This window comes from Leptospira semungkisensis (assembly GCF_004770055.1).
Lineage (GTDB): Bacteria > Spirochaetota > Leptospiria > Leptospirales > Leptospiraceae > Leptospira_B > Leptospira_B semungkisensis.
Genome location: NZ_RQEP01000005.1, coordinates 133208 through 146765, shown reverse-complemented (window position 1 = coordinate 146765; position 13558 = coordinate 133208). Strand labels below are relative to the sequence as shown.

Genomic DNA, 13558 nt, shown 5'->3' with positions numbered 1-13558 from the left:
GATATATGATGAATATGCGATTTTCTTTATTTATAGTTCTGGTTTTCGGTTCGATCTTAGGAGGCTGTTCCAAAAACGAACCGCTGGTCTCCTTTCAGGAGAACGATTTGTACGGTTACAAGGATAAGAACGGAAGAATAAAGATCCAGGCCCAGTATCAGCAGGCCTACGATTTTAATGAAAATGGAGTCGGTTTTTCCTTTGGTAAGGAAGGATGGGTTTGCATCGATCCGGAAAATCGTATCCTACTGCATCCTTTTCCTTTCGAAAACGGACCTGACTATTTTTCCGAAGGTTTGGCGAGGTTTGTAGAAGGAAACAAATTCGGTTTCTTTGATCCTTCCTGTAAGAAAGTAATTTCAGCCTCTTATGATTTCGCGCATTCCATCCAACAAGGTTTTGCGATCGTATGTAACGGTTGCTCCTTAGTAAAAGAAGAAGAGCATTCTCGGATCCAAGGCGGGAAGTACGGGCTTATCGATACGACAGGTAAAGCGGTAATTCCATTGGAGTATGATTCTATTTCCGAAGTCGATCCGAGTTCGGGAACAGTTCAGGCGACCCAAGGGAAATTGAAAAAAGAGATCAAACTTCCTTAGTTTTCTTTTTCTAAAGTTTACTCAGTATCTTAAGGCTCTATGCGGCAGTGATGCGTAGCGCTTTAGTCCGGGCTTTGCCCGGATGAGCGTGAGCGAACGCGAAGCAGCACGGCTCCCACTTGTGGGAGGCCGCCCAAGCTTATTTGGTTAGATATGCTCCGAAGAAGACTGCAACCAAACAAAGGACCAAGCTCATTATTGTATATAATGAAAATTGAATGTAATTTGCGGCTTCGAGCGCTTTCAGATTTTCTAGAGCGAATGTGGAGAAGGTAGTGAATCCTCCGCAAAAACCGACAGTTGCAAAGAGTCGGATTTCTTCTCCTATCTTGTTTTGGCTGAGTCCATAAAAAAGACCGATCAACAAGGATCCTAAAACATTGACTAGCAATGTAGAAATCGGAAAAGCACCGGATTCTTTAGCAAGCCAGAGATGGATCAGGTATCGAGCGACCGAACCTAAAAATCCTCCCAAGCCAACGTAAACTAAATTCATTTCGCGTTTTCTTCGTAAAGGATCTGCAATCCTCTTAATGTGAGTAATGGTTCTATCTTATCGAATATCTTAGGATTCGCAGCATGAATTGTCGTAACTAATCCGCCTGTGCCGATTACAATATAATCTTTTCCGTAAGCAGCGCGTATCTCTCGGATGATTCCTTCAAGCAATCCAATCCAACCAAAGAAGAAGCCTGCTTGGATAGACTCGATCGTTGAATCTCCTAAGATCTTTGAGGGAGCTTGGAACACGATAGGAGGAAGTTGAGCAGTATTTCTAGTGAGAGCATCCATGGATCCTTTTAATCCGGGAGCAATCACTCCTCCGAGATAATTCGGAGTATCGTCTACCACGCAGAATGTGGTCGCGGTCCCGAGATCTATGATGATGGATTTTCCTGGATGATCTTTTACTGCTGCGGCAGCATTTACGAGTCTGTCCGCTCCGATTTCAAACGGCCTAGGATATACAATACCGAAGGGAAGGTTCATTTGGTATTGAACTCGGATTGGTTCTATTCGGAACCAATCGTGGATCATTCTTTCTAAGATCGGATTTAATTGGGGAACGACTGAGGAATAGATCCCGCCTACAATATGAGAACTATCGATTTCAAATTCTCTTAGGAAACCTTTCAAATACAGTCCCATCTCATCGGAGGTTCTGTCCCTTCTTGTAACTGTGCGTCTGTGAAAGATAGGTTCTTTGGAACCATTTTCATAGATCCCGAAAACGGTGTTCGTATTTCCAACGTCGATTACTAAAATCATTCCTATCCCAGGGACCTAAAATCCTCAGGACTGTCAATGAATTCGATCGTATTTCCGACCGGCGTTCGAACCAATAATTTTCCTTCTTCGTTGATACCTAATAGAGTGCCAGTCTGCGGAGAACCGTTTTCATTCCAGGCGATCGCTTCTCCTTTCCAGAGTAATCTATCGTTGATGAATTTGATCCTGTCTTCTCCATCCGATAATGCCAATGCGGAATCGTTTAGGTTTGGAAGAAGTGCTTCTAGGAATTTCTTTCTTCTTCCTTGTTCGGAAGGCTCACCGCTTACGAAGCCTGCTTCCGAAAGATAATCGGGGATTTCTTTTCCGAATAGGTTGATCCCAATTCCTACAATCCAATCCCAATCGTTTCCTTCTTTCTCGGTCTCGATGAGTATGCCGCAAACTTTCTTGTCATCTACATAAATATCGTTGGGCCATTTGATCTTGGCATCTCTCTTACTGACTGAAGGATAAACATTCAGTATTGTTTTCAAGACGGCAACTCCCACAAATAGGGAGAATAGACTGGGGGAAGATAAGGCCTCAGTAGAGCGGAACTTTCCTGAGAAAATAAAGGGCTCTTCTCCCAGGATTGACCAGGTTCTACCCTTTCTTCCCCGCCCAGCGGATTGAAATTCGGCGAGCACCCAGGTCCCTGGGGGATATTCTTTTCCTTTTAGGAGGGTATTTGTGGAATTTGCTTCCGAGAGATATATCCCTCTGTCGGGTTCAAGGAGTCGAAAAGACATGGGCTTTTAGTATCGGTTCATTTTCGTCGGACAAGAAAAATTCTGGCACCCGACAGAAAAAGCAAGGTCCTAAGAACCAGTTTGATATTCTTCTCCTCATAAAAATATATAGAACGTAAGAGGTCTACCTTGAAGCTTTCCGAGGTTTCTATTCGCAATCCCATATTCGCCTGGATGATGATGCTCGCAATTATCCTTTTGGGCAGTATCGGCTTCTCCCGTATGGGCCTTTCCCAAATGCCCGATGTGGATTTTCCAGTTGTTAACGTTACTCTCACCTTAACTGGAGCCAATGCTCAGGTAATGGAGACTGACGTTGTGGATCCGATCGAAGAAGTTCTAATGACTGTACAAGGAGTCGTAGAAGTTCGCTCCGTTTCTACCGACGGCTCCGCGACCATCACTGTTGAATTGGAATTGAAGCGAGACGTGGATGTCGCTGTCCAAGAGATCCAAACAAAGATCGCTCAGGTGAACAATAAGCTTCCGGACGGTTTGGATCCGGCAGTCATCATGAAATCCAATCCGGATGACCAACCCATTGTCTGGGTGGCTCTTACTGCTCCGAATCGAAGCGACCAAGAAAAGATGGTCTATGTCAAGACCCATCTCAAGGATAAATTCCAAGAGATTCCGGGAGTGGGTGAGATCGTTCTAGGCGGTTATGTGGATCGCACGATCAATGTGTTCTTGGATCCGATCCGACTACTTCGGACAGAGTTTACTGTAACAGATATCATTAATACTCTTACGGAACAGAACATAGAAGTTCCTTCCGGAAGAGTGCAGAATAAAATGTCGGAAGTTTCTCTTCGCGCAGTGGGAGATGTTCCAACTGTAGAACAATTTTCTAATATATATCTAAACTCTCGAAGTGGAGCTGCGATGTTCCGTCCGATTCGCTTGAGAGAAGTGGCCAAGGTAGAAGATGGTTTGGACGAGATCAGAAGGATTTCCAGATTCAATGGAGTCTCTGCAGTCGGCTTGGGGATCAAGAAGATCAAGGGATCGAATGCGGTGCAGGTCGGAGATCTGATCAAGGCGAAGGCAGAAGAGTTGCGTCCTTCTCTTCCTCAAGGGTTTGAGCTGAATGTATCCAATGACAATACCACGTTCATCAAAGACTCTGTTCATGAACTTGTTTTTACTCTTATTCTTTCTGCGATGTTAACCGGACTAGTGTGTAGGCTCTTTCTCGGGAACTGGAGTAGTACTTGGAACGTTCTTCTGGCGATTCCTACGTCTGTAATGGGAACATTCCTCATTCTATACTTTGCCGGATTCACTCTGAATACGTTTACTCTCTTGGGATTGTCTTTGGCCACGGGGATCGTTGTGGACGATGCCATCATGGTTTTAGAGAATATCAGCAGGCATAGGGAATCCGGTAAGACCTGGTTCGACGCAGCCTTGGACGGAGCCTCCGAGATTCGATTTGCCGCGTTAGCCGCAACACTCGCGATCATTGCAATCTTTCTTCCTGTCGCATTCATGTCCGGTATCATAGGACGCTACTTCTTAGAATTCGGTGTGACAGTTTCCGTTGCAGTCGCTCTTTCTTTGTTCGAAGCATTGAGCTTCACTCCTATGAGAGCTTCTCGTTATAGGGAAAAACTTGCGGCCGCGCAAAATCAAAAGAAACAGAAATCCAAAGCAATTCCGGTCTTTCCTATCCCGGCACAAGAGGGAAGGTTCCAAGCGATCGTTTCCAAATTAAAGACAGCTTCGGAACGTTATTCCTTCTTCAAGAGAATGGACCCGGTGATCGAAACGTTCCTCCAATTCTCCGAGAGAGTTTATGGAAGAGTATTGGAATTCGTGATCCGTAGACCAGTTTTCGTGCTCGCGGCTTCTACTTTGTTCTTTGTAATGTCTCTGATTTTCTTAGGTCTGTTGAAGAAGGAGTTCATTCCTCCCCAAGATATGGGAAGGTTCGTGCTTAGAGCCAAAATGCCTATCGGTTCTTCTATCATTCGAACTGACGAAGCTATGAAGAAGGTGGAGAATTATCTGACTGCCAAGCCGATTGTTGAGAAATACATGAGCAATATCGGAGGCTTCGGAGGAACAGAAGCGAATACTGCGATGTTCTTTGTTACGATGAAGGATATGGGAAGCCGTCCAAAGAGCAAGAAGACTGGAAGAGAGATCACTCAGTTTGAAGTGTTTGCAGAACTTCGTAAGGAGCTGAAAGAATTGGTTCCCGAAGCCAAGTTTTCCGTTCAGGATCTTTCTCAAAGAGGATTCAGTGCGGGCCGAGGCTATCCAGTGGAGTTGGTTCTTACCGGTCCAGACTGGGCAACTCTCGCAAAACTTTCGGATGCGATCAGAGAGAAGCTGGATTCAACTAAAACAATCTTAGACATAGATACGGATTACGTTTCCGGACAGCCGGAAGTGAAGATTCTTCCGAACCGAGAAGCCGCTGCTCTTCGCGGAGTGAGTATGGCAAATATAGGGAACACGATTGGTCCTCTTATGGGAGGACGTTATGTGAGTCGCTTTACTGAAAACGGAAGAAGCTTCGATGTTCGGGTCAAGATAGATAAGGATAAGGGAGAGAGCGCGGATATCATTCCGAACATTGGAGTACGGAATACGTATGGAGAAATCGTAAGATTGAAGGATGTATTAGTCCTTCAGGCTACTAATACACTTAAGAATATCACTCGGGTGAATCGAGATAGATCCATTAAGATCTTTGGAAACCCTCCTAAGGAGAAGGGACAGAACTGGGCTACGGATCAATCCTTGAAGATAGGAAGAGAGATGCTTCCGGAAGGATATCATATGGAAGTAACCGGTTCTGCTAAGACTGCTGCTGAGTCCGGTTCTAGTTTGGGCTGGGCGCTTACACTCGGGATCATCATGTCCTTTATGATCCTCGCGAGTCAGTTCAATAGTTTAAAGCAACCCTTCTATATTCTTCTCTCGATGCCTTTCAGTTTTTCGGGAGCCTTGATTGCTCTTTTCATAGCAGGACAATCCTTTAATATGTATAGTTTTATCGGACTAATCCTTCTCTTGGGTCTCGTGAAGAAGAACTCCATCCTTCTTGTTGAATTCGTGAACCATGTGAGAAAGGAAGGCAAGAATATCCCGGATGCGATCCGTCTCGGATGCCCTGTGCGTTTAAGGCCAGTATTAATGACTACCTTCTCTTCTATTGCGGCAGCAATTCCTCCCGCATTAGCATTGGGGCCGGGGGCAGAAACAAGGATCCCGATGGCGATTACCATTTTAGGCGGACTTATAGTTTCCACTCTGATTACTTTAGTGGTCGTTCCAGCCGCTTATTATTTGATGGAAAAAGAAACGAATGAATCATATAAACTTTCAAAATAAATATTATAAATACGTTATTTTACCTCTTACTACATTCTTTGTGTTTGCTTCCTGCTCTTCGACTCCAGATGTGAAGGTGGCCGATGGAGTGGTCGAGGAAAGCTTGAAGACAATCACTGGAGTTACTACCCAAGATGTGGAAAAGGTAAGTTCGAAGGAATCGTACGATCTGGATGATCTTTATGTTCTCGCAGTAGAAAGAACGGAAAGGATCGCCTTAAAGAACGAAGCTACTGAACAAGCCTTGGCTCAAAAAGACAAGGCGTTTGCTGGATTTCTTCCTACACTATCTTACGTATTCAACAAATTCTATGCGGTTCCTGGTCACACTGCCCAGCCGACTCTATTACAGAATTATAAAACATACCAAGCGATCCAAAAAGGGGATTGGACTTCTCTCATCCCTTCCAGTAGTTCCAGTAGCTTACCGCCTACTGTGGGCGCCGGTTCTCGTCTATTGCTCTCGGTTCCGATCACAGCTGCCTTTTCTTCTTACCAAGATTATAAAGCCGGCAGGAATCTTGCCGAGCAGAGAAGATTAGAAGCTAAGCACGAAGCAGGAAGAATGTATTTGGAACTTGCTCAGGCATATTTCAATTTTCTGCAACTCCAAGAGAGTGTGAAATATTCGCAAGAGTCCTTTGACTTGAACAAGGACGCCTTGGACGAGCGTAAAAGAATGTATTCGGTGGGAAGGATCATGAGATCCGATCTACTTAACTCGGAGACAAGTCTTTCTAATGCGGAAGCAGTTTTAGCGGATGCGAAATTCCAATTGGAGCAGGTGCGTATCACTCTTTCCACTATGGTGGGAATAGATAAGCCGATCTCTATTGCAAACTTCCTTTCGGATCTTCCTGCGGTTCCAATAGGTGTTGGAGTGGATGAATTTCTATCTAAAAGATATGATATTCTTGCTGCAGATCAAAGCGTGAAAGTTGCAGAGGCTCAGAAAAGCAAGGCCTGGGTAGCGTTTGCTCCTACAATCGCATTAAACAATTATTATTCTCTTCCTTATCCGGGAACGACTACCAGTAAAGATATCACGGCTCAGTTGCAGATCACTATGCCTTTGACTCCTCTCTCACAGATGGCGGACTTGAAGACTGCGGAGTCTGCGAGAAAGCAGGCAAAACTAACTGCATCTCAAACTAGAAGGACCGCCACACAAGAGATCAGAAACGCATTTGAGAGTTATAAGAATTCGGAGAATATTCTCTCTATATATCAGAAAGCTTTTGCCTCCGCTAGAGAAACTTCGCAAAGCCAAACTGCAGGATATCGTTCCGGAAGAAATAGCAGGATAGAGGCGATTTCTTCACGGATAGGCATGATCAGTGCGGAGATGACTTACAGAAGAATGTTCCACCAGCATGCGTTGAATCGCGTCGCACTTGGAGTTTCCATCGGAGAACTTCCTCATTTGCCTGGAGAGAAAAAGGAAAAAGATTAAGATAAGAAGAAGTGGGGAAGCAGCCGGCTCTCGCCGACTGCTTTGTGATCTTAAACGGCTGCTGCTTGACGAGAAGCTCTTTCTAATCGCACAAGATTTCCTTCTGCAATCGCAAGAGAATCCACGTTATACGCAACAGAGTGTTCCGCTCTGGAATTTTTCTGGCTCGAGTCAACTCTAGTCAGTGATTTTTCAAAAAGCATTCCTGCGACGAAGCGAGCCGCGATCTCTACAGTTTCAAAGGCGAACTCATCCTTGGTTTTTCCGTCTCCAATTCCTTTGTAGAGTTGGACTGCATGCTCCAATTTTTCCCAAAGGCTTTTCAGATCGGAAGAGGCGGAGAATTTAGACATCTCTTCTTCGGCGTACGCTCTTAGATGACCAGAAGGAGCCATACCGGAAACCACGCCTCCAATTGCAGCCACTACTTGCAATTGAGTGGTTCCTTCGTAGATAGTAGTGATCCTACTGTCCCGATAGATTCTCGCTACATCATAATCTTCAGTGTAGCCGCTTCCTCCATGGATCTGAATTGCGTCAGAAGCGATCGCAACACAACCTTCGGAGGCGTAGTATTTACTCATAGGAGTGAATAGATCGGCGAGTTTTTCCCAGCGACGAATTCCTTCGTCTTGGCTTACATCTCTCTCGCTCTTTCCTTCTTCTTTGAGCATTCTTTCTTTTTTCCAATGATAGAGATCGATTGCTCTTCCTGTTTCAGTAACAAGACATCTTGTGGCGAGTATCTCTCTTTCCATCTTATCAAGGATCTTACGAACTGCAGGGATCTGCTCGATCGGTTTTCCGAATTGTATTCTTTCGGAAGCATACTTCTTCGCTTCGAAATAAGCTGCGGTGCCTATTCCCAAGGATTGAGTTGCGATCGTAAGTCTTGCAGCATTCATCATTCCCATAGAATACTTCACAAGACCGTAACCTGTTTTTCCGATTAGAATTCCCGGAGAATTCTCAAAGACTACTTCGCAAGTAGGAGAACAATGAAGTCCTAACTTATGTTCGATTCCCGCAACATGTACGTCCTTACCTTGCACTAAGAAGAAGGAAAGACCTCTAGCTCCGCTCTCCGGACTTCCTGTTCTTGCTAACGTAAGAATGATAGAAGGAGAATCAATATAGCCGCATGCATGAGTGATAAATCTTTTAGCTCCGTTGATCTTCCATGTGCCGTCCGCATCCTGAGTCGCTCTGGTTTGCACATTCGGAAGATCCGATCCGTAATTCGGTTCGGTCAAAGCCATGGCAGCGCTGAATTTTCCGGAAGCGATCTGAGGCAACCATTCGTTGCACATTTCGTCCGAAGCGAATCTCTCCATGATCTCAACAATATTAATATTTCCGTATGCAAGGCAGAATGCTGCATCTGCTCTGGCCGCGATCTCGCACATAACGGATTGCACAGTAGCAGGAAGACCTAAGCCGCCGTATTTTCTAGAAATAGAAATAGGCATCAGCCCGGAATCTTTTAGAGTTTTATAACATTCTTCCTGAGCTTTCGGAAATGTAACTTTGCCGCTATCGTATTTCAAACCGATCTGGTCCATCTCCTTGCTTCTAGGAGCCACGAAATCTCCCATGATCTCGCCTAAGGAATCCACAATAGATTTATAATAATCCACTGCTTCTTGCGTACTCGAAGGAGCATAAGCGTATCGTTCGTCGTTGGTTGCCTTATACTTGGCCGAATCTTCGAAATTGTGTTCGTATGCGGTGACTAATTCATTCCAATCAATGATATGATCGAAATGGGTTTGTAGGTCGGAATTATCCTGGAAATAGTTGCCTTGGATCATTGGCGTTCTCCCTGTCGCTTAGAGCATTAGATGTACTTCCTTCAGAAGAAAGTGTCAAGCCTTACCCGAAGATATAGCGTTGACGTGGATGCTTTCGTTTGTTATACGAACTGTGGATTGGCCGAACCACTGTTCGGCAAAGCGGACATATCTAGGCTGAACTCGGGTCGAAAAACATATAATAGAATGCGTAACCTTTTCTAAAAAGAGTCGAACCAATATCGGAGGACCAACTTATGAAAAGCTTCAGTATTCTATTCGGATTGGGACTTTTTCTAACGAGCCTGATCTCGAACTGTACGGATTATATGGGCGCTCCGAAGGATAAGTCAGGAGGAAAAATGAATTTCGAAGTGCAAAAATCCGAAGATGATTGGAAGAAAACTCTCAGTTCGGAGCAGTACCGAATCTTAAGAGAGAAAGGAACCGAAAGAGCTTTTACCGGCGAATATTATTATAATAAGGAAAAAGGAAAGTATTACTGCGCTGCTTGCGGAGCGGAGTTATTCGATTCCAATACAAAGTATGAATCCGGAAGCGGATGGCCTTCTTTTTTCAAACCTGCTTCTGATAAGGCCGTTCATTCTGAAACAGATACAAGTCATGGCATGACAAGAACAGAAGTTGTATGCGCAAGATGCGGAGGACATTTGGGACATGTATTCTCTGATGGTCCTGCGCCTACTGGATTGCGTTATTGTATCAATTCTGTCTCTCTCAAGTTTAAGAAAGACTGAGTTACGGAAACCCAGAGCGAACGGATAAAATTCTGTTTGCGCCTCGAAGCTAAGAATGGATTCTACCGTAGGGCGGGTTTTCCGCTCGCGGCAGCATCCGAATGAAGAAAGATCATCTTACCTACCTTCCAGAAAAAGGCGATATTCGTCCTGTATTCGTTCAGCATCTCTTCGAGATCTATCATCATATCTATTATTTTATCTGTCATGTTCTGGGGATCTTCATCGATATTCCTCATCATACCGAAGGATACAAAAGACCGATCGTTTGTGTTTCCGGATTTTTAGGTAGAAGTTTGACTTGGGCTGCGATGCGTAAGCATCTCATCTCTCTCGGACATCCTGTATATGTGGTGCCCCTAGGTTTCCAAGTCGGCAATATTAGAAAGAAGAGCAAGATTCTCGAAAATTTCCTGATCGAAAACGATATCAAGGACTGCTATCTTTTCTGTCATTCCATGGGTGGACTGATTGCTGCAGGACTTAGCTATAAAGGAAGGGACAGAGTCCGCAAGATCTTCGTGATCGGATCTCCTTTAAGCGGTACGTATATGGCGTATCTCGCTCCTATTTTTCCTTGTACTTGGCAAATGATGCCAGGTTCCAAACTTACCAAAGAAGTGGTCGAAACTTATTCAAAATTTCATAATGTACAAGCAGTATTTACCAAGGGAGACGGGATCGTTCGTCCTTGGGAAAACTCACGCCTTGGACATTTCGACGATGTGGAAATTCCCGAATACGGACATTTGAATTTATATCTTGGTTCTCTAGGAATCGAGTGCATGGGATCTCTTGTAACTTCCGAAGAGAAGAAGGATCCACTACCTATCAAACAAAAGCCGGTTGCTAAAGAAGAGTCCAAAAAAGAAATTTCGACTCCTTCTTCCAAAACGACCGCGAAAAAGAAGACGGCGGCTGCTAAAAAACCGGCTTCCTCTCCTAAGAAAAAAGCTTCACCTAAGAAGGTAAAACCGAAGAAGAAGCGTTAAGATTCTTGTATTCTTTTTAAGAATGTGAGAGACTCTTCCATCTTTATGGGACCCATTCCGAGCTATAATTTTATCTTTTATCGGATCCGTTTTCCTTTCAGACGGATCGCAATTTATTTCCTATTACTCTGGGGATTGCACGGTTGTAGTAGTCCTCAAGTTTCCACCTACGAAGAACATAACGACCATTCGGAATTCATACCTAGCTGTTTGAATTTCCTGGCCGGAGAGGATTCTTATATCACTCTCGCGGATCATAAGGCCTTGGATGAACTAAAACATTCTGCCGAAGACCACGCTTCCAATAGCGTTATTATCGGGGAGCTGTACTATGATCTGAGTGCAAGGGAAGGAAGGCATTTCCATTTGGATCCAGACGACCTAATCACCTACTATAAGCCTAGAACGGTCATATTGGGCGGCTGGGAGATGATCCAGCATCTTTGTGCGAGACATATTCGACACGAAATTGAAAGAGGATTCCTTCGGTCCGGTCTGATTGTTAGAAAAGATGCAGCTTCTATCCGAGAGGCAGAGAATATTGCGAATGAGAATCTGGCTCTTTACTTAAAGTTTGCAGAAGTTGCAAAAGGAAAACCGAGTCATGTGCGAAATTTTCTGTTTATTCCAATATCAAAATTAGTTAAGCGAAAAGATAAGACCTATTTTCCTTCCTGCAATCTATTAGAAAGATTAGGTACTCCTATCGTAAACGGTTTACAGGGAAATAAAAAGGATAGAGGCGCAATGACTGCTTGGACAGAAATGATGCTAGCGGTTACGAATTATTCCATCACCCACCAGCAAGAGTGCAAGGTGACTGTTCGAACCCCTCTTAGATCCTTTCATAAATCAGAGGAATCTGAATTTAAGAATCCGTCTCAGAGTTCCTCGAAATCGAAACGCACAGTTTCCAAGACAAGGTACACAGCTCGAAAGAGAAGATAAAGATTATCTGGCGGTATAGTCTTCGAAGATTTCTCGAAGACTATCTTCCATCTCTCTGATATAACGCAGATCCTTAGTCATTCTCCAGAGAGTGATAGAACCATGATAAGCCATGAGCACTCTTCTGGAAACATATTGGATATCCATATTGCGAGTGAATTGTCCGGATGCTACTGCTCTGCTAAGATAATCCCGGATCATCTTCATCCATTTTTCCGCGATCCCTTTCAAGAACTCGGTGTATTCCGGATCGGAATCCATAACCTGATTTGCGAAGCCCGCAAACGGATCTCCAAAGAATTCGTAATGTCGGATCTGTCTTTCTTTTAAGATGACCCAGGCTCTTAGGAACTCTTGCACCTCAGGATATCTTTCCATCAAAGAACCTAGATCGGAGAGAGTCTTCTCTTCTTGGCGTGCAAGATAAGCGATCCCTAATTCTTTTTTAGAAGGAAAATGATCATAAAGACTAGCGGCGACTGAACCGGATTCCTGGATAATCTGTCTCATTCCGGTATTGGAAAAGCCCTGTTTATAGAAAAGTTCGGTAGCAGTATCGAGGATCCTTTCCCTGACACTGGCCCCAGAATCTCTTTTTTTTCTCTGCGCGGTCATTTGAATTAATACGTTATTTTTCCAGTATGGGGCTGAAAACACCGTTTCGTCAATAGAATTTGAGTTTAGCGTAAGAAAAACCAGAACGAACGTTCTGTATTTTTTTATTGCTCCGATTTCCCAGGTGTCTAAGCTAGTGTCAGGAAGGTTCAAAATGGCGGTTACGGAAGAACAGCATGTGAGAACCAGATTTTCGGATCTAGACACACAGAGACATACAACCAGCAGGACGTATGAGGATTCTTGTCTGGGCGAGAGATACAAATTGTTAGAAGGTGCCGGTTATTCTTGGAAGAGAATGATAGAAGAATCGGTTCGACTTCAAACAATTGGTGCTGACATTCGTTTTCTAGCCCAACAAATGGAAAACACGAACTTATCGGTCCGTACTTCCTTGAGTTCCGGCGCCGATGGCTTTTTGGTCTTCACTCAAGAAGTCGTAGATCCAAGCGGCAAGGTGGCGGCTGAGATCCGCACTCTTGCAAGAACCGAAAAAGAAGGAAAACCATTCCCGATCTTTCCTGTCCAAGAAAGCGCAGAGGCCCTAGTTTCCTCATTCGAATCGGTAACTCCTTTTTCAGGACGATGCGAAAGAGCGAGCGTGAACAGGGATCTATTCTTCTGCGAAAGAAATCCATTCGGCGAATACAATCCTTCTCATTACTGGAGACTTCTCGAAGAAGGGAGATGGAATTTTACCGCAGAGTGCGGGTTGAGCCTAGACGATTTGGTCGCTATGGACACCACCTTATTCTACATGGGTGGAAAGATACGTTATCATAAACCTCTGGTCGCAGGACAGAAAGCGACCGTTAAGACTTGGATCCGAAGCTTTGAAAAGATTTGGAGCCGTATGCGCCAAGAGATCACTGACTCCGAAACCGGTGAAGTATTAGCCGAGTCCTTGGATGATCTGCTCGTGGTCTCCGTAAGCAAGTCTCGTCCTAAGAAAGCGGGAGAAGACATGTTGAAAGTCTTCTCGAAAGTCACCGAGTTCCCTGAAGGAGAAGGTGAAAAATGAAGTATTATCTTACCTT

Annotated in this window: 12 protein-coding genes; 7 read left to right on the top strand and 5 right to left on the bottom strand. The window is 44.4% G+C overall.

The annotated features are described in order from the left end of the window. Window positions 1-14 precede the first annotated feature (14 nt). Window positions 15-599, top strand: coding sequence for a WG repeat-containing protein (locus EHO59_RS00795; RefSeq protein WP_246052567.1), 585 nt, complete (start codon window positions 15-17; stop codon window positions 597-599). Between the two features lie 139 nt (window positions 600-738). Here the strand turns inward: EHO59_RS00795 and crcB are convergent, their stop codons facing one another. From crcB to EHO59_RS00780, 3 genes are read right to left on the bottom strand one after another with little or no spacing between them, the layout of a single operon-like run. Then, on the bottom strand, window positions 739-1095 hold the full coding sequence (gene crcB / locus EHO59_RS00790; protein ID WP_135583814.1) for a fluoride efflux transporter CrcB: 357 nt from the start codon (window positions 1093-1095) through the stop codon (window positions 739-741). Further along, window positions 1092-1868 (bottom strand): type III pantothenate kinase, encoded by a 777-nt coding sequence (locus EHO59_RS00785; RefSeq protein ID WP_135583812.1) that lies wholly within the window; start codon window positions 1866-1868, stop codon window positions 1092-1094. The genes crcB and EHO59_RS00785 overlap by 4 nt, the downstream gene beginning before the upstream one ends. 2 nt (window positions 1869-1870) lie before the next feature. After that, window positions 1871-2620, bottom strand: a complete 750-nt coding sequence (locus EHO59_RS00780; RefSeq protein ID WP_135583810.1) for a biotin--[acetyl-CoA-carboxylase] ligase — start codon at window positions 2618-2620, stop codon at window positions 1871-1873. A 174-nt stretch (window positions 2621-2794) separates the two neighbouring features. Here EHO59_RS00780 and EHO59_RS00775 point away from each other — a divergent pair, with 174 nt between their 5' ends. Both EHO59_RS00775 and EHO59_RS00770 read left to right on the top strand, forming a co-directional pair. Then, the gene (locus tag EHO59_RS00775; protein ID WP_246052702.1) at window positions 2795-5965 is read left to right on the top strand and encodes an efflux RND transporter permease subunit; all 3171 of its coding nucleotides are present in this window, start codon (window positions 2795-2797) and stop codon (window positions 5963-5965) included. Next, window positions 5940-7418 carry a TolC family protein gene (locus EHO59_RS00770; protein ID WP_135583806.1) on the top strand — a complete coding sequence of 493 codons (1479 nt, stop codon included), beginning with the start codon at window positions 5940-5942 and terminating at the stop codon, window positions 7416-7418. The genes EHO59_RS00775 and EHO59_RS00770 overlap by 26 nt, the downstream gene beginning before the upstream one ends. A gap of 50 nt (window positions 7419-7468) precedes the next feature. Here the strand turns inward: EHO59_RS00770 and EHO59_RS00765 are convergent, their stop codons facing one another. Then, window positions 7469-9229, bottom strand: a complete 1761-nt coding sequence (locus EHO59_RS00765) for an acyl-CoA dehydrogenase family protein (RefSeq protein WP_135583804.1) — start codon at window positions 9227-9229, stop codon at window positions 7469-7471. A gap of 341 nt (window positions 9230-9570) precedes the next feature. On the opposite strand from EHO59_RS00765, the gene msrB reads away from it, so the two are divergent. From msrB to EHO59_RS00750, 3 genes are all read left to right on the top strand, one after another. Next, window positions 9571-9966 carry a peptide-methionine (R)-S-oxide reductase MsrB gene (gene msrB, locus EHO59_RS00760; protein ID WP_210413036.1) on the top strand — a complete coding sequence of 132 codons (396 nt, stop codon included), beginning with the start codon at window positions 9571-9573 and terminating at the stop codon, window positions 9964-9966. 101 nt (window positions 9967-10067) lie between these two features. Continuing rightward, window positions 10068-10958 (top strand): esterase/lipase family protein, encoded by an 891-nt coding sequence (locus EHO59_RS00755; RefSeq protein WP_135583800.1) that lies wholly within the window; start codon window positions 10068-10070, stop codon window positions 10956-10958. A 45-nt stretch (window positions 10959-11003) separates the two neighbouring features. Next, the gene (locus EHO59_RS00750) at window positions 11004-11906 is read left to right on the top strand and encodes a hypothetical protein (protein ID WP_135583798.1); all 903 of its coding nucleotides are present in this window, start codon (window positions 11004-11006) and stop codon (window positions 11904-11906) included. Window positions 11907-11909: 3 nt separating this feature from the next. Here the strand turns inward: EHO59_RS00750 and EHO59_RS00745 are convergent, their stop codons facing one another. Next, window positions 11910-12521, bottom strand: a complete 612-nt coding sequence (locus tag EHO59_RS00745; RefSeq protein ID WP_135583796.1) for a TetR/AcrR family transcriptional regulator — start codon at window positions 12519-12521, stop codon at window positions 11910-11912. Window positions 12522-12675: 154 nt separating this feature from the next. Here EHO59_RS00745 and EHO59_RS00740 point away from each other — a divergent pair, with 154 nt between their 5' ends. Beyond that, window positions 12676-13542, top strand: a complete 867-nt coding sequence (locus EHO59_RS00740) for a thioesterase family protein (protein WP_135586367.1) — start codon at window positions 12676-12678, stop codon at window positions 13540-13542. The last annotated feature ends 16 nt before the right edge of the window (window positions 13543-13558 follow it).

Excerpts from the sequence above, each read along its gene's own strand:
- EHO59_RS00795 (WP_246052567.1), top strand. The coding sequence starts at position 15 with ATGCGATTTTCTTTATTTATAGTTCTGGTTTTCGGTTCGATCTTAGGA.
- crcB (WP_135583814.1), bottom strand. The coding sequence starts at position 1,095 with ATGAATTTAGTTTACGTTGGCTTGGGAGGATTTTTAGGTTCGGTCGCT.
- EHO59_RS00785 (WP_135583812.1), bottom strand. The coding sequence starts at position 1,868 with ATGATTTTAGTAATCGACGTTGGAAATACGAACACCGTTTTCGGGATC.
- EHO59_RS00780 (WP_135583810.1), bottom strand. The coding sequence starts at position 2,620 with ATGTCTTTTCGACTCCTTGAACCCGACAGAGGGATATATCTCTCGGAA.
- EHO59_RS00775 (WP_246052702.1), top strand. The coding sequence starts at position 2,795 with ATGATGATGCTCGCAATTATCCTTTTGGGCAGTATCGGCTTCTCCCGT.
- EHO59_RS00770 (WP_135583806.1), top strand. The coding sequence starts at position 5,940 with ATGAATCATATAAACTTTCAAAATAAATATTATAAATACGTTATTTTA.
- EHO59_RS00765 (WP_135583804.1), bottom strand. The coding sequence starts at position 9,229 with ATGATCCAAGGCAACTATTTCCAGGATAATTCCGACCTACAAACCCAT.
- msrB (WP_210413036.1), top strand. The coding sequence starts at position 9,571 with ATGAATTTCGAAGTGCAAAAATCCGAAGATGATTGGAAGAAAACTCTC.
- EHO59_RS00755 (WP_135583800.1), top strand. The coding sequence starts at position 10,068 with ATGAAGAAAGATCATCTTACCTACCTTCCAGAAAAAGGCGATATTCGT.
- EHO59_RS00750 (WP_135583798.1), top strand. The coding sequence starts at position 11,004 with ATGGGACCCATTCCGAGCTATAATTTTATCTTTTATCGGATCCGTTTT.
- EHO59_RS00745 (WP_135583796.1), bottom strand. The coding sequence starts at position 12,521 with ATGACCGCGCAGAGAAAAAAAAGAGATTCTGGGGCCAGTGTCAGGGAA.
- EHO59_RS00740 (WP_135586367.1), top strand. The coding sequence starts at position 12,676 with ATGGCGGTTACGGAAGAACAGCATGTGAGAACCAGATTTTCGGATCTA.